The 21,791-nt window shown below is 69.3% G+C and carries 18 protein-coding genes, 1 tRNA gene and 3 pseudogenes; 10 read left to right on the forward strand and 12 right to left on the reverse strand.

The annotated features are described in order from the left end of the window. Positions 1-154: 154 nt before the first annotated feature. The 3 genes from ACRRRO_RS21590 to ACRRRO_RS21600 are packed head-to-tail and all read right to left on the reverse strand — an operon-like array spanning position 155 to position 3,242. A complete protein-coding gene (locus ACRRRO_RS21590; RefSeq protein ID WP_434080827.1) occupies positions 155-1,609 on the reverse strand; it encodes a GTPase in 1,455 nt (484 codons plus the stop codon). Then, on the reverse strand, positions 1,606-2,772 hold the full coding sequence (locus tag ACRRRO_RS21595) for a hypothetical protein (RefSeq protein ID WP_434080828.1): 1,167 nt from the start codon (positions 2,770-2,772) through the stop codon (positions 1,606-1,608). Before ACRRRO_RS21595 ends, ACRRRO_RS21590 begins: the two co-directional genes overlap by 4 nt. Continuing rightward, complete coding sequence (locus ACRRRO_RS21600; protein WP_434080829.1) at positions 2,736-3,242, reverse strand: dynamin family protein; 507 nt, start codon at positions 3,240-3,242, stop codon at positions 2,736-2,738. Before ACRRRO_RS21600 ends, ACRRRO_RS21595 begins: the two co-directional genes overlap by 37 nt. Before the next feature lie 164 nt (positions 3,243-3,406). Here ACRRRO_RS21600 and ACRRRO_RS21605 point away from each other — a divergent pair. After that, positions 3,407-4,193 (forward strand): annotated as a pseudogene (locus ACRRRO_RS21605) (P1 family peptidase); the annotation flags it as partial. Positions 4,194-4,287: 94 nt separating this feature from the next. After that, positions 4,288-4,407 (forward strand): P1 family peptidase, encoded by a 120-nt coding sequence (locus tag ACRRRO_RS21610; RefSeq protein WP_434081616.1) that lies wholly within the window; start codon positions 4,288-4,290, stop codon positions 4,405-4,407. A 48-nt stretch (positions 4,408-4,455) separates the two neighbouring features. Here the strand turns inward: ACRRRO_RS21610 and ACRRRO_RS21615 are convergent. From ACRRRO_RS21615 to ACRRRO_RS21630, 4 genes and pseudogenes are all read right to left on the reverse strand, one after another. Next, a pseudogene (locus tag ACRRRO_RS21615) lies at positions 4,456-5,741 on the reverse strand (ABC transporter ATP-binding protein). Between the two features lie 40 nt (positions 5,742-5,781). Then, positions 5,782-6,621 (reverse strand): carbohydrate ABC transporter permease, encoded by an 840-nt coding sequence (locus ACRRRO_RS21620; protein ID WP_424797710.1) that lies wholly within the window; start codon positions 6,619-6,621, stop codon positions 5,782-5,784. A gap of 5 nt (positions 6,622-6,626) precedes the next feature. Then, a complete protein-coding gene (locus ACRRRO_RS21625; protein WP_424797711.1) occupies positions 6,627-7,589 on the reverse strand; it encodes a carbohydrate ABC transporter permease in 963 nt (320 codons plus the stop codon). Next, a complete protein-coding gene (locus ACRRRO_RS21630) occupies positions 7,586-8,800 on the reverse strand; it encodes an extracellular solute-binding protein (RefSeq protein ID WP_424797774.1) in 1,215 nt (404 codons plus the stop codon). The genes ACRRRO_RS21625 and ACRRRO_RS21630 overlap by 4 nt, the downstream gene beginning before the upstream one ends. Before the next feature lie 178 nt (positions 8,801-8,978). Between ACRRRO_RS21630 and ACRRRO_RS21635 the strand changes: the two genes are divergently transcribed. Beyond that, positions 8,979-9,051, forward strand: a tRNA-Arg gene (locus ACRRRO_RS21635). Between the two features lie 520 nt (positions 9,052-9,571). On the opposite strand, the gene ACRRRO_RS21640 is transcribed toward ACRRRO_RS21635, so the two are convergent. Both ACRRRO_RS21640 and ACRRRO_RS21645 read right to left on the reverse strand, forming a co-directional pair. Next, on the reverse strand, positions 9,572-10,552 hold the full coding sequence (locus tag ACRRRO_RS21640) for an LLM class flavin-dependent oxidoreductase (protein WP_424797712.1): 981 nt from the start codon (positions 10,550-10,552) through the stop codon (positions 9,572-9,574). 111 nt (positions 10,553-10,663) lie between these two features. Further along, positions 10,664-12,127: a helix-turn-helix domain-containing protein gene (locus tag ACRRRO_RS21645; RefSeq protein ID WP_424797713.1), complete on the reverse strand. Its 1,464-nt coding sequence runs from the start codon at positions 12,125-12,127 to the stop codon at positions 10,664-10,666. A 138-nt stretch (positions 12,128-12,265) separates the two neighbouring features. On the opposite strand from ACRRRO_RS21645, the pseudogene aceA reads away from it, so the two are divergent. Both aceA and aceB read left to right on the forward strand, forming a co-directional pair. Next, positions 12,266-13,600 (forward strand): annotated as a pseudogene (gene aceA, locus ACRRRO_RS21650) (isocitrate lyase). Continuing rightward, positions 13,600-15,267 carry a malate synthase A gene (aceB, locus tag ACRRRO_RS21655; protein WP_424797714.1) on the forward strand — a complete coding sequence of 556 codons (1,668 nt, stop codon included), beginning with the start codon at positions 13,600-13,602 and terminating at the stop codon, positions 15,265-15,267. The pseudogene aceA and the gene aceB overlap by 1 nt, the downstream one beginning before the upstream one ends. A 113-nt stretch (positions 15,268-15,380) precedes the next feature. On the opposite strand, the gene ACRRRO_RS21660 is transcribed toward aceB, so the two are convergent. Next, positions 15,381-15,935 carry a DUF1697 domain-containing protein gene (locus ACRRRO_RS21660; RefSeq protein WP_424797715.1) on the reverse strand — a complete coding sequence of 185 codons (555 nt, stop codon included), beginning with the start codon at positions 15,933-15,935 and terminating at the stop codon, positions 15,381-15,383. A gap of 103 nt (positions 15,936-16,038) precedes the next feature. Here ACRRRO_RS21660 and ACRRRO_RS21665 point away from each other — a divergent pair, with 103 nt between their 5' ends. The 3 genes from ACRRRO_RS21665 (at position 16,039) to ACRRRO_RS21675 (ending at position 18,908) form a co-directional block, all read left to right on the forward strand. After that, entirely contained in the window at positions 16,039-16,260 is a 222-nt protein-coding gene (locus ACRRRO_RS21665; RefSeq protein ID WP_424797716.1) for a helix-turn-helix domain-containing protein, read from the forward strand. A 132-nt stretch (positions 16,261-16,392) separates the two neighbouring features. Then, complete coding sequence (locus tag ACRRRO_RS21670; protein ID WP_424797717.1) at positions 16,393-17,595, forward strand: sulfurtransferase; 1,203 nt, start codon at positions 16,393-16,395, stop codon at positions 17,593-17,595. Further along, positions 17,592-18,908 (forward strand): YeeE/YedE family protein, encoded by a 1,317-nt coding sequence (locus ACRRRO_RS21675; protein WP_424797718.1) that lies wholly within the window; start codon positions 17,592-17,594, stop codon positions 18,906-18,908. Before ACRRRO_RS21670 ends, ACRRRO_RS21675 begins: the two co-directional genes overlap by 4 nt. Positions 18,909-18,914: 6 nt before the next feature. On the opposite strand, the gene ACRRRO_RS21680 is transcribed toward ACRRRO_RS21675, so the two are convergent. Further along, on the reverse strand, positions 18,915-19,700 hold the full coding sequence (locus tag ACRRRO_RS21680) for an SDR family NAD(P)-dependent oxidoreductase (protein WP_424797719.1): 786 nt from the start codon (positions 19,698-19,700) through the stop codon (positions 18,915-18,917). A 130-nt stretch (positions 19,701-19,830) separates the two neighbouring features. Between ACRRRO_RS21680 and ACRRRO_RS21685 the strand changes: the two genes are divergently transcribed. Together ACRRRO_RS21685 and ACRRRO_RS21690 are read left to right on the forward strand one after the other, a co-directional pair. Further along, complete coding sequence (locus tag ACRRRO_RS21685; RefSeq protein WP_424797720.1) at positions 19,831-20,778, forward strand: NAD(P)-dependent oxidoreductase; 948 nt, start codon at positions 19,831-19,833, stop codon at positions 20,776-20,778. Between the two features lie 89 nt (positions 20,779-20,867). Continuing rightward, positions 20,868-21,503 carry a nitroreductase family protein gene (locus ACRRRO_RS21690; protein WP_434080830.1) on the forward strand — a complete coding sequence of 212 codons (636 nt, stop codon included), beginning with the start codon at positions 20,868-20,870 and terminating at the stop codon, positions 21,501-21,503. Here ACRRRO_RS21690 and ACRRRO_RS21695 read toward each other — a convergent pair. Further along, entirely contained in the window at positions 21,445-21,789 is a 345-nt protein-coding gene (locus tag ACRRRO_RS21695; RefSeq protein ID WP_434080831.1) for a cation:proton antiporter, read from the reverse strand. The genes ACRRRO_RS21690 and ACRRRO_RS21695 overlap by 59 nt on opposite strands. Positions 21,790-21,791 lie beyond the last annotated feature (2 nt).

The following is a 21,791-nucleotide window of genomic DNA, read 5'->3' on the forward strand; positions in this document are numbered from 1 at the left end:
ACCGATGCGTGCGCGGCGCCGCTGCGGCCATGCCACCGCCCAGGCGCACGTGCGGCGCCGAGCCTCGCCACCGCGCGGGCGGGCTCCGGCTACAACGTGGTCAGTGCCCGGCGGACCTGATCGTGCTCGGCCAGGGGCCCGGCCGTGGGCTCGATCAGATCGGCGGCGACCACCTGACGGATCTCGTGGGTGGCCCTGGACAAGTAGCTGCTCGCGCGCTCTGCGGCCGCGGCCCGCCGGCGTCGTCTGGCCCAGAGCCGCAGCGCCAGCCCGGCCACGATCGCGCGGCCGCACCCGCACCGACGCCGACCCACGCCGCCACGGACAGACCCGTGAGCACACCGGCGATCCCGAGTACCCAGAGCGCCACCCCGGTGATCAGGGCAAGGACGCCAAGCCCCAGCAACCCCTGGGCGAAGGCACGCATCCGACGTGAACGGTGCTCGGTGGTGGCAGACAGTTCCACCTTGCTCAGCGCCCGCCACAGGTGGTCGTAGAACGTCTGCGGCGATGCCACGTGCCGCGTCACCGACTCCTGCCACGCCCGGGGCAGGCCCACGGTGGCCTTGGCCAGCCATCGCTCCCGGATGGCGTCGATCCGGGAGCGAGCAGGCCGCCGGAGGGGGTCGAGCAGCACCTGTCGCGGGCTGGCCACGGCCTCGCGGATGGCCTCGGACGTCGAGGCCACCCCCGATGCGGTGGCCAGGTTCTCCGCGACCGTCTCGGCGTCGTCGGGTTCGGGCTGCGCTGGGCCCAGGTGCTCCATCAGCGTCCGAGCGGTGGCCTCCAACTGGGCGCGGGCCGTGCGGGCCGAGACCGAAGCGGAGGCGCTCACCTGGGCGATCCGCTCGCGCAGCTGGCCCAGCCCGGTGCCCTCGCGCACCGAGGTGAGCAGTATCTGCACCTGATCCAGGCCCCCCTCGCTGAGGAGCCGGCCCACGTCGTCGCGAATCTGCCCCTCGGTGTGCGCGGGGATGGTGTCGACCTGGTTCACCACCACCAGCATCGCTCCCTGCCGTTCGGACAGGGTACGCAGGTAACGCTCGTGCAGCACGTTGTCGGCGTACTTCTGCGGGTCCACCACCCAGATCAGCAGGTCCACCAACGGCAGCAGCCGGTCCACCTGGCGGGCATGCCCCTGCTCCACCGAATCGTGATCGGGCAGGTCCATCAGCACCAGGCCGTGCAGGCCGGTGTGCTCATCGTGATCGAGTACCGAGTCGCGCTGGATGCGCCGTCCGGGTGCCACCCCGAGGAAGTCCAACAGTTCCTCGGCTCTGCTGCCCCACGTACAGGCCGCCGCCTGAGCGGTTGTGGGCCGGATGACGCCCACATCGGCGAAGTCCAGGCCCGAGAGCGCGTTGAAGAGCGAGGACTTACCCGAGCCGGTCCCGCCCACCAGGGCCACCACGGTGTGCCCCACGCCCAACTGCAAGCGCTGATCCACCCGATCCAGATTCACCTGCGCCTGCTCGCGCGCCGGAGCGGGGATCCGATCGCCGGCCACATCCAGGGCCTCGGTTATCTGCGCCCGCAGACGGATCAGGGCATCGGCATCGAAGCCCTGGTCCGCACCGTCGGCGACCCTGTCTTCGATCGTGGTGCTCACACGTACCCCCTGAGTTCACTGGCGCGTAGCCGCAGGCTCCGGGCCGGTGCGTCATCGATACTGAGTTCATCGAGCGCATCCAGGTACGGCGTCGTCTCGGCGCCCACCGCGGCCCCGGCCCACTCGGCCAGCATCTTTCGCATCTCGGCGACCATCGTCTCACCCCTGGTGCCGAACAGCCGCCCCACCGCCCGCTCGGCTCCGTCCACGCCCACCGCGGCCACCTCCACCAGGGACGCGGCCCCCTGATCGTCCAGGCCCACCTGCTCCGCGCTCAGACCCAGTTCGCCGCCGCGCCGCTCGGCCTCGGTGCCCCATTCGCTGATCAGGGTCTCCACCCGTTGCTCCCGGGCCCGGGCTGCCTCGTCGACGTCCACCAGCTCGGCGATCTGACGCCCGGCGGCGGATTCGGCGAGCATCCGACGCACCGACAACTCGGCCGCGGTGCCGGCCTCACGAACCATCGATCCGGCCGCACCGACGGCGGTGTCACGCAGGGACCGCACCGATTCCACCCGGGCGGCGGTGGAGCGCTTGGCGCGCCAGCGTTGCCGCGGGCCGGCAGGTTCGTCGACCAGCGGTGCCAGGACACCACCGGAACCCGCACTGGAGAGCCACGCGGTGCTCGGGGCCCCGATCGCGGCCGCCCCCGAGCCGAGGTCGGCGTGGATCTGTTCAGCGGTTGGACGTACCGCGGCCACGACCTGCCCGCGCAGGGACCGGGAGGTGCGCCGCTGGATCTCCACCGCCGCGGCCACCTCCTGGACGTCGCGGCGCAGCGACGGCCAGGCGCCGCGCACGGTCCGGGCGATCACGGCTCGCGACTGGCTCTGGGCGCCCAGGATCTTCAACCACGCCACCAACTCCCCCACCAGCTTCGGCTCCAGCAGGCCCTGGTGCGGACCGACATCCGGCACCACGAACAAGGGCAGCGCACCGAAGCCCTGCGCCTGCAGTCGCTGGAACAGGTCGCGACGCACCTCGATCAGGGCATCGGGTTCGATCCGGTTCAGCACCACCGCCAGGGACAGCCCCCGTTCGATGGCCTCACGCAGCCTCGACCACGGCACCGCGTCCCCGTACCGGGAGCCGGTGGTCACGAACACCCACAGGTCGGCCAGTTCGATCAGTTCCAGGGCCAGGTTCCGGTTGGCCGCACGCACCGAGTCCAGTCGGGGGCATCCAGCAGCCCGAGCCCGCGCGGCACCTGCTCGTGGGTGACCACGTCGGCCAGGTCGAGTACCGGGTGGCCCTCCAGGTAATGGGCGTCGGCGGGATGGGTCGCCAGCACGGGTTGGCGGGTGGTCGGCCGCAGCACCCCGGCCGGGCTGACCTCCTCGCCGAGGACCGAGTTCAGCAGCGTGGACTTGCCCGCCCCGGTGGAGCCACCGATCACTACCAGCACCGGTGCGGCCACCTCCCGCAACCGGGGGATCAAGTGGTTGCGCACCTGGGCCACCAGGCGGGCGCGCAGTTCCCGGGCCTGGGCGACGTCGTCGGCATCCAGCAGCAGCGGCGCGGCCTCGAGGTTGGCGAGCAGGTCCTCGATCACCTCGACCATGGGCAATCGTTCACCGGTACCGCTCTCGCCCGGGCCGTCGTCTGCGGGGCGGGGGGCGGGATCGGTGCTCACCCTCCTAGCCTGCCTGGTTTGGGCCTGAACTTCCATGCGTCGCGCCGGTGTCCTCGATCTTGGTGTGGTGCATCGCTGCACCGGAGCGTCCGGTTACCGCTGTGCCGCCCCGGACGGCGTGGCGGAACCCCGACTGAGTTGCGTTGTGGGCAGGATCGGGGGCGATGGCAGCACCGCAGGCCCACCCGGCCCGGGCCCGTGACCTGGGCCTCTACCCCGCTACCGGGCGCACCGGTGCCCACAACGCGATCACCGACGTCCCCGGCGTGCGGGTGGGCCACACCACGATCATCCGGGCGCCGAGCATACGCACCGGGGTGAGCGCGATCCGGTTCGGCGACGGGGTGAGCCCGGGGCGAGCGCTTCCGGCCGGGCTGAGCGTGGGCAACGGGTTCGGCAAACTCATCGGCGCCACCCAGCTGGCCGAACTGGGGCACCTGGAGACCCCGATCGTGCTGACGTCGACGCTGTCGGCGTTCCGGGCCGCCGATGCCCTGCTGACCTGGGTGCTGGACCAGCCCGGCAATGAGCAGTGTGCGCACGCTGAACCCCGTGGTGGGCGAGTGTAACGACTCGGTGCTCTCCGACATCCGGGCCCGGCCGGTGCGCCCGGAGCACGTGCATGCCGCCCTGGATGAGGCCGACGACGGCGCGGTTCCCGAGGGCAGCGTGGGTGCGGGCACCGGCCTGGTCGCCCTGGGTTTCAAAGCCGGCATCGGTACCGCCTCCCGGATCATCGAGGTCGACGACGAGCACACCCTGGGTGTGCTGGTGCAGGCGAACTTCGCCGGGGTACTGCGGGTGCACGGCCGGCAGGTACGTCCACCGACACCTTCTGCACCCCAACCCGATCTGGGCTCGTGCATGGTGGTGCTGGCCACCAGCGCCCCACTGGACGGGCGCCAGCTCTCCCGCCTGGCCGCGCGGGCGGTCTTCGCCCTGGGCCGCCTGGGTGCGGCCTACACCCACGGCTCCGGGGACTACGCGATCGCGGTCTCCACCTCCGCCGGGCGTCTACCACCACCGGATCGGGGCGCTGAGCCCGGTGTTCGAGGCCGGACTGGACGCAACCGAGGAAGCGGTCCTGAACGCTTTGGTCGCCGCCGACCCGGTCACCGGCCCAGGCGGGAACGTGGTGCCGGCGCTCCGGGACGCCCTGGGCTGAGACGCTCCGGCCACCCGCCCGGGCGGGGAGGGTGCCACGGCCGGTGACTCACGCCGCGGAGCCGCGCGCACCGTCGTCGGCCGCTGTTGCTTTCTGCTGGCGCTTCTTGGCACGCTCCAGGGCACGGGCGCGCTGGTCACGCGCCTCGGCCTCCAGTTTCTCGGCCCGCTCACTCTCCCGGGTCAGGTTCTCCCCGGACTCCGGATCGAACACGTACAGAGAGTCCGGGTCCAGCCACAACTCCGCCACGTCGCCGGCACGTACCCCGCTCACCGAATCCAGCGCCACCACCACCTGAGGGCGCAGGTTCTCCCCGTCCAGGTCCCGGTCCAGTTCCTCCAACTTGTCGGCCAGGTCGGCATGAGCCTCGAAGGGATGTAGGCATAGAGCACCTCCCCGAGCCACTCGGTCACATCCACCTCGGCCTCGAACGTCACGCCCTCGCGCTCGGTGGGTTGCATGACGTCGACATCCTCGAAGGCATCGGGCCGGATCCCCACGATGAGCACCTCCCGGTCCCCCACCGCCTTGCGCAGCCGCTCGTCCAGCGGCACCTCCAGCAACGGCAGCCGCAGGGTGTCCCCCTCGACGGTGGCGGGCAGGAAGTTCATCGGCGGGGAACCGATGAAGCCGGCCACGAACAGGTTCATCGGCTCCTCGTACAGCCCGCGGGGGCTGGCCACCTGCTGCAACTCCCCCCGGCGCAGCACCGCCACCCGGTCCCCCAGCGTCATCGCCTCGGTCTGGTCATGGGTGACGTAGACGGTGGTGGTGCCCAGGTTGCGCTGCAACCGCGCGATCTCGGTGCGCATCTGCCCACGCAACTTCGAGTCCAGGTTCGACAGCGGTTCATCGAACAGGAAGGCCTGGGCGTCCCGCACGATCGCCCGGCCCATCGCCACCCGCTGGCGCTGACCACCGGAGAGGTTCGCGGGCTTACGCTCCAGGTGCTCATCGAGCTCCAGCAGCGACGAGGCACGCCGGACCTGCTCATCGATCTCGGTGTCGGTGTGCTCGCCCTTGGTCAGGCGCAGCGGGAAAGCGATGTTCTCGTACACGCTCAGGTGGGGGTAGAGGGCGTAGTTCTGGAACACCATCGCCAGGTCCCGGTCCCGGGGGGCCTTGTCGTTGACCACCTCGTCCCCGATGCGCAACTCCCCGTCGGTGATGTCCTCCAGGCCCACGATCATGCGCAGCAGGGTGGACTTGCCGCAGCCGGAGGGCCCGACCAGGATGACGAACTCGCCGTCGGCGATGTCCAGGTCGATACCGCGCACGGCGGTGAACCCATCGGGGTAGGTCTTGACGACATTGTCGAGGGTGATCGACGCCATCGGAACTCCTCCTCTTGTGTGGCTGGTGTGGCCGCGGGACTCAGCCCTTGACGGCGCCTTGGGTCAGGCCGGAGACGATCCGGCGTTGGAAGATCAGCACCACGACCACCACCGGCACCGTCACCACGATCGCCGCGGCCGAGATCGCCCCGGTGGGCTCCTCGAACTGGGAGGCCCCGGTGAAGAAGGACAGCGCCGCCGGCACCGGGCGTGCGGCGGTTGTGGAGGTCAGCGAGATGCCGTAGACGAAATCGTTCCAGGCGATGAAGAAGGCGATGATCGCGGTGGTGAAGACCCCGGGTGCGGCCAGCGGAACCACCGCTTTACGGAACGCCTGGAAAGGGGTGGCGCCGTCGACCTGGGCGGCCTGCTCCAACTCCCAGGGGATCTGCCGGAAGAACGCCGACAGCGTCCAGATCGAGATCGGCAGCGTCAACGACAGGTAGGGAATGACCAGCCCGGCCCAGGTGTCGTACAGGCCCACCACGCGCCAGAGGTTGAACAGCGGGGTGACGATGGACACGACCGGGAACACCGAGACGGCCAGCGCCGAGGTCAGGATGATCTTCTTACCGCGGAAGTCCAGCCGGGCGATGGCGTATGCGCACAGGGTGGCCAGCACCACCGCGATCACGGTGGCGATGAGCGAGATGCCGATGGAGTTGCGCAGGGCAGGCAGGAACAGGTCCTGGGCGCTGCCCCCGGGGGCCAGGATCTCGGCGTAGTTCTCCCAAGTCCACTCCCGAGGCAGCAGCGTGCCGGAGAACAGCCCGGCCTGGGTCTTGAACGAGGTCATCAGGATGGAGAAGACCGGGAACAGCGACCAGACCAGCACCAGCACGGTGGCGACGGCCCAGCCGACCTTGCCCTTCGTCGTCATACCCATCAGTCGTCCCCCTTCCCGCCGGACAGATCCACGCGGAACCCCTTGATCGCGATGAAACTGATCAAGAGCACGCTGAGGAACAGCAGCACCGAGATCGCCGAACCCATCCCGATCTCCAGGCGTCCGATCGAGGTGTTGTAGGCCAACAGGGACAGCGCCTCGGTGTTGTTGGCGCCGCCGGTCATGATGAAGATGTTGTCGAAGATCCGGAACGCCTCCAGCGCCCGGAACAGCACCGCGACCATGATTGCGGCCTTCATGTTCGGCAGGGTCACCTTGCGCAGCACCTGCCTGGACCGGGCCCCGTCGACCTTGGCGGCCTCCTCCAGTTCCCCGGGCACCTGGGCCAGACCGGCCAGCAGCAGCAGGGAGATGAACGGGGTGGTCTTCCACACCTCCGACAGCACGATCACGAACAGTGAAGGCCCTTGGGAGGCGAACCAGTTGAAGCCATCGTCGATGCCGGGCACCCAACTGAACCAGTTGTTGATGTACCCGGAGTTGATGTCGAAGGCATAGAAGAATGCGAACGCCGAGACCACGGTGATGATCCCGTAGGGCACCAGGATCGCGGTCCTGACGATCCCGCGCAGGCGCTTGATCGCCCGGTGCATGATCATCGCCAGGGCGAAGCCGAGCACCAACTCGATCGCCACCGTGGTGACCGTGATGAACAGGGTCACCAGCATCGAACGCCAGAAGGCCCAATCGGTCAGGATCATCGCGTAGTTGTTCAGCCCGATGAACTCCCGTTCGTCCGGGGCGGTCAACCGCAGCGAGAACAGCGAGTCGAAGGTGGCCTGACCGATCGGATAGAGCGTCACGAGCAGCATCAGGCCGAAGGCAGGGCCGGCCAGCCACCAGCCCAGCCGCGCCTCGGAGCGGGTCCGGTCGGAGGCACGTTTCTTGCGGGGCCGGTCCTGGCTATGGTCCCTCGGACGGGTCGTGGCCGAGGCGCTCACAGCAACCGCTCCCCTCGCAGCACCTCGGTGATGAACTGCTGGGAACTGCCCGGGGTGTTCTCCGGGTCGACCCCGGAGACCGGGTGCCAGGTGGTCTGCAGCCCGATCGAGATCTCGTTGTAGAACGGGGTCTGCGGGCGCGGGGCAGCCTGTTCCAGGGAGTCCCGGATCACATCTGCCATCGGGAACTCCTCCTGCACCCGTTCGTCGTCGTAGGCCTCGATCGCCGAGGGCGGGTTGCCGTTGGTGACGAAGTACTCGGCCTGGTGTTCGGGCTGCACGATGCAGGCCACCGCCTCCCAGGCCTCCTCGATGTTGCTGGAGAAGGCACCGACGCCGAGGTTGATGCCCCCGACCGGTGGGGCTGATTCGGTATCGGCGTCCATGCGCGGGTAAGCGGTCCAGGCGAGGTCGTCGATGACGTCGGACTCCGCGTCCATCATCGCGGGGTATACGAACGGCCAGTTCACCATGAACGAGCCACCGTCTCCCTGGAACAGGTTCATCGAGGCGTTCTCATCGGCGGTGGGCAGCCCCGGGCCGCCCAGGCCCTCCGAACCGATCCGGCTGACCACCTCGGCGGCCTGCCGGCCCGCCTCGGAGTCCAGGTCCAGTTCCAACTCGTCCGAGGTGGCCTCGGGGTTGGTCAGGATCTCTCCCCCGGCGGAGGCCACCAACGCGTTGATCCACACGGTCAGGGACTCCGCACGGGCCCCCTGCACCCCTAGGTACAGGTCGTTCTCGGCGGCAGCCTCGATCAACTGCTCCCAGGTGACCGGTTCGCTCATGTCCAACCCGGCCTCCTCGGCGACGGATTCGCGGTACCAGAGCAACTGGGTGTTGGCCCAGAAGGGGACGGTGACCAGTTCGTCCTCCCAGGTCGCCGAGTCGATCGCGCCCTGAACCACGCCGTCGGTGTCCTGCAGTTCCTCGGGCACTTCGGCCAGGAAGCCCGGTTCGGCCATCTCGGGGATGAACGGGGGGTCCAGGCTCATGATGTCGATGGAGGCGTCCTGGGCGGCCAGGCGGCGGGCCAGTTGTTCGCGCTGATCGGAGGCCTCCCGGGGCAGCAGGGCGGTCTGGATCACGTAGGCGCCGTCGGATTCCTCGGTGCAGGTCTGGGCGATCTCGGCCTGGCCCCCGTCGTCGGGGTTGATGTACCAGGTCAGCGTCGGTGGCCCGGAGTCGTCGGCGCAGGCCGCCAGCGACATCACCACGGCAACGGCCAGCAGCGGCCCCACCACACGAACTCGGGACACGTGGCCTCCTTGCGCTCCCTCGTACGACGACGTCTGCTCACCCAACAACCAGACGTGCGTGCCTGCAACTCGAACGAGCCGGGTCCCTGGTGGGGGTTGGGATCCGGCGCGGCGGTATTCTGCTCGGTGCGCCCCCGTAGCTCAATGGATAGAGCAACGGCCTTCTAATCCGTAGGTTGCAGGTTCGAGTCCTGCCGGGGGCACCCAAGCGTCGTTGTTCAGGCCTGTGACGTTCCGGGCTTGATCGGCCCCGTTCTCGCCTCGCTCCTAGCGGACGGGTGCGGGGTTCGGACTGCCGGGTTGCATAGGGCATCCCACGGGTCGACCTGTCAAATGAGATGTGCCCCGTCAGGTCCGTCCAGAGCGTCCAGCACACCTGTGAGATCTCAGCGTGGGTAAGCCACCTTGAGACGCCAGGCTCGTTAACGAATCCGAGCACGATGTTGCGGATCGCCGCGGCCGGGCATGTGGTCCCCGGTGCGACGATCGAGTGCGGAGGTCCTTCCCCACACGCGCACGGCCACAGCGTCCGGAGCGGCGAGACGCCCCACCTCGTTCATCAACGGCTCTCGATACGCGGACCCAGATGATCAGAGGTGTCGCGCGATGCCCGCTCGTCGCGGCCTCGACCGCGTCGACCAGGCTCGCACCTGGTTCTCCCTTCGATGTGAGTCGATGAAGGTCGCTACAGAACACTGCTCGCCGCGGGTGAACCCGATCAATTCAGGCGAGGTACGCCTCGGCCAGCAGTTGGACCGAACGCAGCCGATCGTCCACTCGAGGTCCCTGGTGGGCGATCATCAGTTCGTCCGCGCCGGTCTGCTCGGCGAACTCCGTCACCTGCCGGCCCACCACGTCCGGAGTCCCGACGGCGCTGTAGGTCATCATCTGGTGCAGATGCTGGGCCTTCGGTGACTTCAGCAGCGCGTCGGCCTGCTCGTCGGTGAACTCGGCCCCCGGACGCAGCAGGAGCGCCACCCGGCTGCGCATGACTTCCTGCAACTGACGCTCGGCGTCGGCCTGGTCATCAGCGGCGATGACGTTGTAGGCGGCGATGACATAGGGCTCGGCGAGTTGCTCCGATGCCGTGAACTTGCTGCGGTACAGCGCGATCGCCTCGTGCAGTGCCGCCGGGGCGAAGTGCGAGGCGAAGGCGTAGGGCAGTCCGAGGACGGCGGCCAGTTCCGCGCCGAACAGCGAGGATCCCAGGATGTACAGGGGCACGTCGGTGCCCTTGCCGGGGTAGGCGTCCACGTCGGCGATGCGGCTCTCGCCCCGCAGGTAGGCCTGCAGTTCCAGGACGTCCTGGGGGAAGGACTCCGCCGAGGCGGGGTTGCGGCGAAGCGCACGCAGGGTGTTCTGGTCGGTGCCCGGGGCGCGGCCCAGGCCGAGGTCGATCCGGCCGGGGTGGAGGGTCTCCAGGGTGCCGAACTGCTCAGCGATCAGCAGCGGCGCGTGGTTGGGCAGCATGATGCCGCCCGAGCCCAGCCGGATGGAGTTGGTGTGGGCGGCGACGTGCGCGATGAGCACCGAGGTCGCCGAGGACGCGATCGAGGCCATGTTGTGGTGCTCGGCGTACCAGACCCGCTGGTAACCGGTCTCCTCCGCCTTCTGGGCCAGCGCCACGGTTCCAGCCAGTGACTCGGCAACAGTCTGACCACGGGCAACGGTGGCAAGGTCGAGGATAGAGAGCGGAAGCGGCATCGGGCACCTTTCACAGACGGGACGGTGCCGACTGGCACCGCCAATGGGGACAACCGATCGAGCTCCGGCTTTCATCCCACCGCGCCCCCGGGCTCGTGCGGACGGGTCCGATCACTCCTGATCGGGAGCGTGTGTCTGCAGGAAGGCGTAGACCTCGGAGTCATCCACACCCGGGAACGTCCCGCCCGGCAGGGCCTGCATGATGTGGGTGTGCAGTTTGGCACTCGGCCAGGACGAGGCCCGCCACCGCCTGGCCAGAGCAGGCTCGGGCTCACGACAGCAACTCAGGTCCGGACAGCGCGAGAGCGACCTGGAGGTGGCATCCCTGCCCCGGAACCATTTCGCGTCGGCGAAGGGCACACCGATGGTGATGGAGAAGTCACCGCCGGCGCCGGTACCGATCTGGGCGGTGCACCAGAACGTCCCGGAGGGAGTGTCGGTGTACTGATGGAACTCCCCCGGCCGGTCGGCGTGATCGAACACGGTCCGGGAGGTCCAGTACCGGCACACCAGTTGCCCCTCGATCGCACCGGTCACGTCGGTGGGGAAGGTGACGTCATCGTTCTCATATCCCTTGTACAACGTCCCGTCCCGCCCCACCCGGGCGAAGTGCACCCGGATCCCCAACTGAGAGGTAGCCAGGTTCGTGAACCGGTGCGCCGCACCCTCGTGGGTCACCCCGAACGCATCGCGCAGGTCCTCGATGGACAACTCCCGGTCCTTCTTGGCGGAGGCGAGGAATTGCACCGCTTGGTGGCGGGGCATCAGCACCGCGGCGGCGAAGTAGGTGATCTCCTGACGCTGGCGTAGGAAGTGCGCATACGTACGCGGCTGGGTGTGTTCCAGCACCCGGTGCGCCAGCGCCTGCAGTGCCAGGGAGCGCAGCCCGTGCCCGCCGGGGATGGACTGCGGCGGCAGGTAGATCCGGCGGTTCTCCAGGTCCGTGACGCTACGAGTCGACGACGGTAGGTCCCTGGCGTAGTGCAACGTGAACCCGAGGTGGTCGGCCATCCGCTCCACGGTGCGGTGCGTGACCGGGCCGGCGGTGTAACCGACCGCGGAGAGCAGACTCTCGGCGGCCTCCTCGATCTCGACCAGGTAGTTGTCCCGCGCGCGCATGTCCCGGCGCAGTTCGGTGTTGGCGCGACGGGCTTCCTCCGGGGTGGCACTGGCCTCGTTGGAGCGGCGGGCCAGTTCGCCGTGCAAACCCACCAGCGCCTCCAGGGCCTCCATCGGGAGTTTGCGCCCGGGACGCACGGTGGGTAGCGCCAGTGCCCGGTACAGCGAGCCGCGCTGGGCAGCGTCCAGTTCGATCTCCAGGGCGTCGCGCCGGCTCGGCGGTGACTCATCGAGCAGGTCGGCCACCGTGGTGCCCAGGGCCTCGGCCAAGGTGCGCAGCAGGGTCAGGCGGGGCTCCCGGTGGCCGTTCTCGATCAGCGACAACTGGCTGGCGGCCACGCCGACCTGGGCGGCCACCTGATCCAGCGTCATGCCGGCCGCGGTGCGGAAGTGCCGGATGCGGCGCCCGACGGTCAGGACGGTGTTTCCCGCTCTGGTCGCGGATGTGAGGGACATTTCCTCACCATAGCGAAAGAAGCGCCGTTCTTTCACGAACTTTGGCGTAGAAGTACGGCACAACGTTGTCCAGGCTCGGGTCATGGCCAGTCCGGCCGATAAGGCATCCCGCACCGATCCAAGGAGACGACGATGACCATGACCGCGAGCGATCACCGCACCGGAACCGACCTGACGGACACCAACGGCGCCCCGCAGCCGGACGGGGCAGGAGCGGACCCCGCCCAGGAGTTACGCCATCGGTGGGCCACCGAGCCCCGCTGGGCCGGGGTGCGCCGCGAGCACACCGCCGAGGACGTCATCGCCCTGCGCGGGCCGGTGGTCGAAGAGCACACCCTGGCCCGCCTCGGGGCGGAGCGGCTGTGGGGCCTGCTGCACACCACCGACTACGTCAACGCACTGGGCGCGCTGACCGGCAACCAGGCGGTGCAGATGGTCAAGGCGGGCCTGCAGGCGATCTACCTGTCCGGCTGGCAGGTCGCCGCCGATGCCAACCTGGCCGGGCAGACCTACCCCGACCAGTCGCTCTACCCGGTCAACTCGGTGCCGGCGGTGGTGCGCCGCATCAACAACGCCCTGCTGCGGGCCGGGCAGATCGCCCACGCCGAGGGCGGCGAGAGCCAGCACTTCCTCGCCCCGATCGTCGCCGATGCCGGCGGGCTTCGGCGGCCCCCTGAACGCCTTCGAGTTGATGAAGTCCATGATCGCCGCCGGTGCGGCCGGAGTGCACTTCGAGGACCAACTGGCCAGTGAGAAGAAGTGCGGCCACCTGGGCGGGAAGGTGCTGGTGCCCACCGCACAGCACATCCGCACCCTCGGTGCCGCCCGGCTGGCCGCGGACATCAGCGACGTGCCCACCCTGGTCGTCGCCCGAACCGACGCCCTGGCCGCGACCCTGATCACCTCCGACGTGGACGAGCGCGATCAGCCCTTCCTCACCGGCGAGCGCACCGCCGAGGGCTTCTTCCACACCCGTGCCGGTGAGGAGACGGCGATTGCTCGCGGACTGGCCTACGCCCCCTATGCGGACCTGCTGTGGGTGGAGACCGGAACCCCGGACCTGGGCTTCGCGCGCCGGTACGCCGAGGCCATCCAGGCCGAGCATCCGGGCACCATGCTGGCCTACAACTGCTCGCCGTCGTTCAACTGGAGGCCGCGTTGGATGAGAACCAGATCGCCCGGTTCCAACGCGAACTGGGCGCGATGGGTTACTCCTTCCAGTTCATCACCCTGGCCGGGTTCCACGCCCTGAACCACTCCATGTTCGAACTCGCCCACGGTTACGCCCGCACCGGGATGAGCGCCTACGCCGCGCTTCAGCAGGCCGAGTTCGCCGCCGCCGAGCGCGGCTACACCGGCGTCAAGCACCAGGCAGAGGTCGGCACCGGGTACTTCGACCGGGTGGCCACCGCACTCAACCCCACCTCCCAGACGCTGGCGCTGGCCGGCTCGACCGAAGAGGAGCAGTTCTGATGAGCACCCCCACGATGTCGCCAACGACCCAGACGCCGCCGGCCGCACACCCCGGCGCCAGCCCGGCCACGCCGTCGGTGCGGATCAGCGGACCGCCGGTGCCCGAGGCCGGGACCGTTCTCACCCCCGGGGCCCAGGACACGGTGGCGCAGTTGCACCGCCGGTTCGGCCGTCGTCGTCATACCTTGCTGAAGGCCAGGGTGGCGCGCCAGGAGCGCATCGCGGCCGGTGAGGCCCTGGGCCTGCTGGACCAGACCCGCACGGTGCGCGAGGACCCCACCTGGCAGGTTGCCCCGCCGGGACCGGGGTTGGCACGCCGCACGGTGGAGATCACCGGGCCGGTGAGCCGTTCCATGGCGATCAACGCCCTGAACTCCGGGGCCGATGTGTGGATGGCCGACCTGGAGGATGCCACCTCCCCCACCTGGGCGAACCTGATGGCCGCCCAACTCAACCTGATCCGGTTCACCACCGGGCAACTGGACTTCACCTCCACGGCCGGCAAGGCCTACCGGGTGGGGCCGAACCGGCCCACCGTGATGATGCGCCCGCGCGGATGGCACCTGCCCGAGAAGAACCTACTCGTCGACGGCGAGCACCCCGCAGCGGCACTGGTCGACATCGGGCTGTACTTCCACCACTGCGCCCAGGCTCTGATCGAGCGCGGCCAGGGCCCCTACTTCTACCTGCCGAAACTGGAGTCACACCTGGAGGCACGCCTGTGGAACGAGGTCTTCTGTTTCCTCCAGGACCGTTACGGCATCCCGCGTGGCACAGTGCGGGCCACCGTGCTGGTGGAGACCCTGCCGGCGGCCCTGGAGATGGAGGAGATCCTGTATGAACTGCGCGAGCACTCCGCCGGGCTGAACGCCGGGCGGTGGGACTACATCTTCTCCATCATCAAAACCCTGCGCAGCAGGGGCCGCGAGGCCGTCCTGCCCGACCGTGCAGCGGTCACGATGACCACGCCGTTCATGCGTGCCTACTGCGAACGCATGATCGCTCTCTGTCACAAGCGTGGCGCCCACGCGATCGGGGGCATGAGCGCCTACCTGCCCAGCCGCACCGATCGGCCCGCGGCGCTCAGGGCGCTGCAGCGGGTCCGGGCGGACAAGGCCCGGGACGCCGAGGACGGTTTCGACGGCGGCTGGGTGGCCCACCCGGGGCTGGTTGACACCGCACGCGACGCCTTCGGCCCGGCGCTGCGCGGCCGGGACCACCAGCTCGAGCGGCAGCGCGAGGACTTCCTCGACCCGGGCGACCTGCTGGAGCTGCACACCGCCGGCAGCGGCGTGACCTACGAAGGGTTGCGCTCCAACATCGCCGTGTCGCTGCGGTACCTGCAGGCCTGGCTGCAGGGCCAGGGCGCGGTCGCGATCGACCACCTGATGGAGGATGCCGCCACCGTGGAGGTCGCCCGCACCCAGGTGTGGCAATGGGTGAACCAGGCCGTGCGTCTGGAGGAGGGCCTGGATGTCACCACCGAGTTGGTGGAGCGCCTCATCGGCAACGAGGCTGCCCGGATCTCCCGCGAGATCGCCGACGAGGGTGGCGGTGACGGATCGTCCAATCGTCTCGACGATGCCATCGAACTCTTCCGGGAGGTGGCACTGGGCGAGGAGTTCGAGGAGTTCTTCACCCTGCGCGGCTACGCCCGCTACCTGTGAGCACCGGGCTCGCCCGGGCGAGCCACGCCGTCGGCCCCCCGCCGAGGACCCACTCTCCCCTGACTCCCCAGCGCCCCGCTAGTCACCGCGCGGAGGGCCCACACCCGCAGGCCTCAGTCCTCCTGCGGCAGTTTATTCAGGATCCGGGTGACCGTCAGCCAGGTGCGCGTGGTGATGCCGGTGCCCAGGCGGCGCTGTAGCCAACTCATCAGGTCCGGCGTCTTCACCCCGGTGGTGTCGGTGATGGCCAGGACCGCCCGGGCATCGGCGTCGTAACCGAGCACGCGCGCGCCGGGCAGGTCTGGCTCGGGGAAGCGCTCGGGCACCGGATCCAGTGGGTGCTTACAGAAGGTGACCGTCAGGTAGGTGGACTTGCCGTGGGTGAATCCGGCGAACGGGTCCAGGTCCACCAGGGCCTGCAGTTCGGCGCGGGTGCGCAGAATCGTTCCCCCCTCGATGCCCAGGTCCTGCTGCAGCGCGGCTTGGATACGGTCCTCCAGCAGAGCGGCAGCGTGGGCTTCCTTGGTGCGGAAGAGGATGTTGCCGCTGGAGATCACCGAGGCCACGTCCGCGTAGCCCAGCCGCGTGAACACGGCGCGGAGCCGGTCATTGCGCATGTCCGGATTGCTCGGGCTGATCCCACGCAACAGCGCGCAGTAAGACGTCACCGGGCCAATCTACGCACCCCCTGCCGGCGTGGGAATACCCGGACCCTGCCCGCCGCGTCAACGCACATTGACACCCGGTCGGCACCCGGCCCATGCTGACCCCATGGCATCCCTCGTCGATCTCGCTGCCCAGGTTTCCGCAGGCGCCCCCTTGACCGATCTGGCCACCCTGCAATCCCTGCGCACCGAAGCCAATCGCCTCGAGGCCGTGCTGGTGCGTCGCGCCCGGAACGACGGCGCGTCCTGGGCCCAGATCGCTGCCTCACTGGGGATCTCCAAGCAGGCGGTGCACAAGAGGTACGGGGGTTCTCGACTCTCTCGCTGAGTCTTCCGTCTCACGATGCGAACGGATCGGGGTGACCAAGACGCCACCATCCGCGGCCTCCCTAGGGTTCCTCGACAGGCGGTCCGGGCAGATCCGGTGTCGCTGCCCCGAACCCACACCGAGAGGTCTTCCATGAGCACTCCCGACGCACCCGAGCCCACCCCGTCCGAGCCGACCGAGCAGGGCCGGGGCTCGAGCCGAAAGAGCCTGACCACCGGCATCGCGTTCGTGGCCGTGGCCGCATTGGCCGCCACCGCCGGCGCCCTGATCGCCGGCGGCGGCTCCGAGGCCGACGCCAGCAGCGAGACCGCCGAGCAAACCGCGTCGGCCGCGAGCGATTCCGTCGCCGACGCAGAGGTGGCCTCGACCACCATCACGAGTTTCGCCGTCGGGGAGCACCGCGGCTTCGACGATGTCCACCAGGGCGGTGATGAGGACCTGGAGAACGTTCTGGTCTCCACCGACTGGCTGGCCGAGCGCATCGATGAGGGCCTGGCAGAGAACGACATCGTGCTCATCGACGTCAGCGAGAATCTGCCCACGTCCGAGCTCACCGCCTACGTCGACGGGCACATCCCCGGTGCGCAGTACGTGGACTGGACCGGAGAGTTCGTCCAGCCCAACACCCGCGAGTTCCTCGACGCCGGCGAAATCACCGACCTGCTGCAGGGCCTGGGCCTGAACACCGACTCCTCCCTGGTCATCTACGGGGACAACAACAACTGGTTCGCCGCCTACGCCGCCTGGGTGTTCAACCTCTACGGCGTACCCGATGTGCGGCTGGTCGACGGCGGGCTGAAGAAGTGGGAGCAGGTCGAAGGGCGCGAACTGGTCCAGGAGGTCCCCGAGCGCGAACGTGGCGACTTCGTGGCCAAACCGCAGAACTTCGACATCCGCGCCTTCCAGCCCGACGTGCTCGACATCGTCGAGGGTGAGGCCAACGCCACCCTGATCGACATCCGCTCCGAAGGTGAGTACAACGGCGAGATCGGCGTTGACCCGGCGATCTTCGACGGTGAGGGCGCCGCGGTGTGGGGTCACATCCCCGGGGCGGTGAACGTGGCTTGGGGCGACATCGTGAACGAGGACGGCACCTACAAGAGCGCCGATGAGATCCGGTCCATCTACACCGAGGCCGGGGTGGATTTCTCCGAGCCGATCATCACCTACTGCCGCATCGGTGAACGCGCCAGCCACACCTGGTTCGCACTCAGCCAGATCCTGGGCGCCGAGGTGGCCGTGTACGACGGCTCCTGGTCCGAGTGGGGCAACTCCGTCGGCGTGCCGGTGACGAACAACACCGGTGAGCGCGGCGGTTTGTGGGGCCAGAGTTGAGCACGTCTCAACCACAAGCACCGTCGTCGGCTGCCACGCAGGTGGCCGACGACGGCGCTGCGGCGTCGGTCCTGACCGCGCCTGAGAACGGGGTGTCCCAGGCGATCGTGCCGAGCCCGCCCCGATGGACACGGGCCGACACCGTGCGCACCACGATCGCGGTGGCGATCGCGCTGACGCTGCTGGGTACCGCCTGGTGGCTGGGCGCCACCCGGGGCGCGGGCGTCGGTGGCTCCAGCGCCTCGTTCGCGCTCTTGGCCGGGGCAGGACTGGGCATCCTGTTCGAACGCGGCCGGTTCTGTTTCTATTGCATCTTCCGCGACGCCTTCGAGGAGAAGAACACTCGCGGGATGTACTCGATCCTCACCGCCATCGCGGTGGGCACGGTCGGTTACGTGCTGGTCTTCTCCATCCGCCTACCCGATCCGACCGCCGGGAACCTGCCCGGGCAGGCCCATATCGGCCCGGTGAGCCTGGCTCTGGTGGCCGCCGGGCTGGCCTTCGGGCTGGGGGTGGTGATCTCCGGTGGGTGCATCGCCGGGCACCTGTACCGCCTGGGCGAGGGCAGCCTGCGAGCGCTGCCGGCCCTGGGCGGGGCAATCGTAGGGTTCGGGGTGGGCTTTGCCACCTGGAACCCGATCTACACCCATGCCATCGCCGGTGCGCCGGTTCCGTGGCTGCCCTCCGGTGGCGGCTACGGAATCGCGACGGTGCTGCAACTGGGCGTGCTGGTGTTGATCGGCGTGTGGTTGCTGCGCTGGAACCCGCAAACGCCGGCCCGCCCGGCCGCGCGGGTCACCGCGCAGAGCGTGCACGGGTCGGTGTTCGTCAACCGCTGGCCTGCGCTGGCCACCGGTGCCGGTGTGGGCGTGATCGGGTTCCTGGCGTTCCTGCGCGATCAACCGCTTGGAGTCACCTCCCAACTCTCCGGCCTGACCCGTACCGGTCTGGATTCTGCCGGGCTACTCCCCCATACCCTGCTCGGCCTGGACCAGACCCTGCGCGGCTGCGTGGCCCTGGTGGTGGATGCGATCACCTCCAACGGCTGGCTGGTGGCGGGCATCGTCGCCGGTTCCCTGGCAGCGGCCCTGCCCGGACGCAGGTTCAGCATCGAACCCCTGACCCTGCGCGGCACCGGAACCGCCGTGGTCGGCGGGGTGTTCCTGGGTTGGGGCGCGATCATCGGCCTGGGCTGCACGGTGGGGGTGTTCCTGTCCGGTACCCAAGCCCTGGCGGCCTCCGGCTGGGTGTTCGCCGCCGCCGTGGTGGCCGCACTCGGGATCGGCTTCCGGCTCGGCCTGCACCGGCTCTGAGAGCCGTCAGGCGATGTGTGAGCCGCCGTTGACGTCGTAGGTGACGCCGGTGAGGTACCCGGCCTCGGGGCCGAGCAGGAACGCGATGACGTGGGCGACGTCGTCCACGGTGCCCACCCTGCCCACGGGCAGGTCCTTGAGCATCACTTCCTTACGATCATCGGTCAGGCGCCCACCCATGATGTCGGTGTCGATGGCGCCGGGTGAGACCGTGTTGGCGGTAATGCCCAGGGGGCCGAGTTCGCGCGCCAGTGTCTTCGCCAGCCCGATCACACCCGCCTTGGATGCGGCGTAGGCGGCCAGGCTGTAGACCGCGCCACCCCGCTGGGCAGAGGTGGAGGAGATGTTGACGATGCGCCCGAGCCGATGCTGCGCCATCACCCGGGCGGCCGCCTGGGAGACCAGGAAGGTCCCGCGCAGGTTGATGTCGACCACCCGGTCCCACTCCTCACCGGCGACCTCGAGGAAGGGCACGGGCGAACTCACTCCGGCGTTGTTGACCAGGCCCACCAGTTGCGGCATCTCGGCGACCACTCGCTCCACGGCGGCGCCGACCTGGTCCTGATCACGCACATCCAGCCCCAGCCCGAGCGCCGGTACACCGTGGGTATCGGTGATCTCGGTGGCAACGCGATCGGTTGTGTCCTGGTCCAGGTCGAGGACGGCCACCGCCCACCCCTCCCGGGCCAGCCGGTGCGCGGTCGCCCGGCCGATGCCGCGCTCCGAGCCGGCGCCGGTGACGATTGCCGTGGCCTGGCTGGGGAAATCCGCCGCCGGATAGGGGGAAAGCATGCTCGGATGACCTCCTTGGTGCACGGCAACCAGTGCGCTGCCCGGTCCATCGAATATACGGATTCGCCCCGTGTGGCACCACAATGGGGGAACGAGCCAGTGCCCCTGATCATGAGCCGGGAGAACGTCGATGCGTACCACGCCCACTGGAGCAGCAGAGTCGCGGGCCACCCAAGGCCCGGTGGCGGTGATGGGGCTGGGTGTGATGGGGGCCCCGGTGGCGCGCAACCTGGTGGGCGCCGGTTACGACGTCACGGTCTGGAACCGCTCGCCCCGACCCGCATCGGACCTGGAGTCCGTCGGCGCCGCGCGGGCACGAACACCCCACGACGCGGCCGCCCCCGTGGTCCTGTCGGTGCTGCCAGACGTGGCCCAGCTGCGCACCCTGCTGTTCGGGCCGGAAGGGCTGCTGGCCGGCCTGGCGGGGCTGGACCGTGCGCGCCTGGTGGTGATGAGCACCACCTCCCCGGGTGAGGTCCGGGCGTTGGCCGCGGATCTGGCCGAGTACGACGTCGGGGTGGTCGATGCCCCGATGAGCGGCGGCGACAAGGGCGCACGTGAGGCGACCATGAGCATCATGATGGGCGGTTCCGAAGCGGACACCGAGGCCGTCCGGCCCGTGCTGGAGACGGTCGGTGGCACCGTGCTGCGGATGGGGGAACTCGGGGCGGGTTCGCTGATGAAGTTGTGTAACCAGGTGATCGTCGCCGGAGCACTGGCCGCGACCTCCGAGGCGCTGGCGATGGCCGAGCGTGGTGGCCTGGACCTCGATGACGCCGTGAGCATCCTCTCCGGTGGGCTGGCCAACAGCGCCGTGCTCGAACTCAAACAGAACAAACTCCTCACCGGCGACTACTCCCTGGGTGGTAGTGCCGCAAACCAACTCAAGGACCTGCGCTACGCGATGCAGACGTTCATGGCCGATGCCACCCCGAGCCCGATGACCGCGCTACTCACCCAACTCTTCCTGGAGGTCGAACGGCGTGGGTGGGGCGAGCAGGACCACTCGGTGGTGTTCGAACTGTTCCGCGCCGGGCAAGGCCACGGCCCGGACGCGCCGGGAGGGGCAGGATCGTGACCGGAGTTGATCCCAGCGGACCGATCAGCGTCGCCCTCCCCTCCGGACCCGAGACGCCGTTGAGCCCGCTCCTAGTCCACCGGAGGTCGGTGAAGTCCTTCCCGGATTCCGTACTGGGGATCGCGGACCTCGGCGGCGCACTGCGGCACGCCGCCGGCCGGGTCACAGGCGCCGCACACGCCACCGCACGCGGGCAGTACCTGGTCACCGTGACGGCGATCATCGGACAGGTCCGCGACCTGGCCTCCGGGGCCTACGAGTACGACGGCGCGGTGCACCGGCTCACGAGGCGCACCGCCGGCGATCACCGCGAACGGCTCGCACGCGCCACCGTGGATGCGGCGTGGGCCGCCCATTGCCCGATGCTGGTGCTACTCAGCACACATGCCGAGCATGCCGACGGTTACTTCGCCGAACTCGGCCCCGGACAGGGTGAGCGGTTCGCCTGGCTCGAGGCGGGTCTGATCGCCCAGAACCTCTACCTGTGGGCCTCGGCCACCGGCATGGCACCGTGTTCATCGGCGGGCTGGCTGCCCCCGCGATGGCGGATGCGGCCGCACCGCTGCTGCCCACCGGCCACACCGCCCTGGGCATCATGCCGCTGGGTCACCCGGCCGAGTGAGCCCACGGCGCCGGGCGGCCCGATTCTCGCTGAGAGGGGGCGGATCAGTCCTCCTCGCCCGCCCGGGTGTCCGGTTCGGTCGGCGTCAACTGATCGAAACTGAGCCGGCGCAGGGGTGCCCGGGACAGGTAGGCGGCCCGCGCGATCGCTGAGGTGGCCACCGCCGAGGTGGTGAGCTGGAAGACCACGATCGCGGCCACCTTCACCGTGTGGGACAGCCCGGGCTGCAGGCACAATGCCCCGACCACGACCAGCGCCACGCCCAGCCCCGCGGCGGTGCCCACCGCCGAGATCCTGGTGTAGACGTCGAAGAACTGGAACAGCCCGAGACCGGCCACCGCGAACAGCACGGTGCCGGCCAGGATGAGCACCTGCCCGAGATCTCCCACAC

Origin of the sequence: Sanguibacter sp. Z1732, from assembly GCF_051020515.1 — a bacterium.
GTDB lineage: Bacteria > Actinomycetota > Actinomycetes > Actinomycetales > Beutenbergiaceae > CALKWS01.

Coding starts and splice junctions, on each gene's coding strand:
- ACRRRO_RS21680 (WP_424797719.1), bottom strand. CDS start 19,700: ATGCTTTCCCCCTATCCGGCGGCGGATTTCCCCAGCCAGGCCACGGCA.
- ACRRRO_RS21640 (WP_424797712.1), bottom strand. CDS start 10,552: ATGCCGCTTCCGCTCTCTATCCTCGACCTTGCCACCGTTGCCCGTGGT.
- ACRRRO_RS21645 (WP_424797713.1), bottom strand. CDS start 12,127: ATGTCCCTCACATCCGCGACCAGAGCGGGAAACACCGTCCTGACCGTC.
- ACRRRO_RS21630 (WP_424797774.1), bottom strand. CDS start 8,800: ATGTCGCTGGCGGCCTGCGCCGACGACTCCGGGCCACCGACGCTGACC.
- ACRRRO_RS21670 (WP_424797717.1), top strand. CDS start 16,393: ATGAGCACTCCCGACGCACCCGAGCCCACCCCGTCCGAGCCGACCGAG.
- ACRRRO_RS21685 (WP_424797720.1), top strand. CDS start 19,831: ATGCGTACCACGCCCACTGGAGCAGCAGAGTCGCGGGCCACCCAAGGC.
- ACRRRO_RS21665 (WP_424797716.1), top strand. CDS start 16,039: ATGGCATCCCTCGTCGATCTCGCTGCCCAGGTTTCCGCAGGCGCCCCC.
- ACRRRO_RS21620 (WP_424797710.1), bottom strand. CDS start 6,621: ATGACGACGAAGGGCAAGGTCGGCTGGGCCGTCGCCACCGTGCTGGTG.
- aceB (WP_424797714.1), top strand. CDS start 13,600: ATGAGCACCCCCACGATGTCGCCAACGACCCAGACGCCGCCGGCCGCA.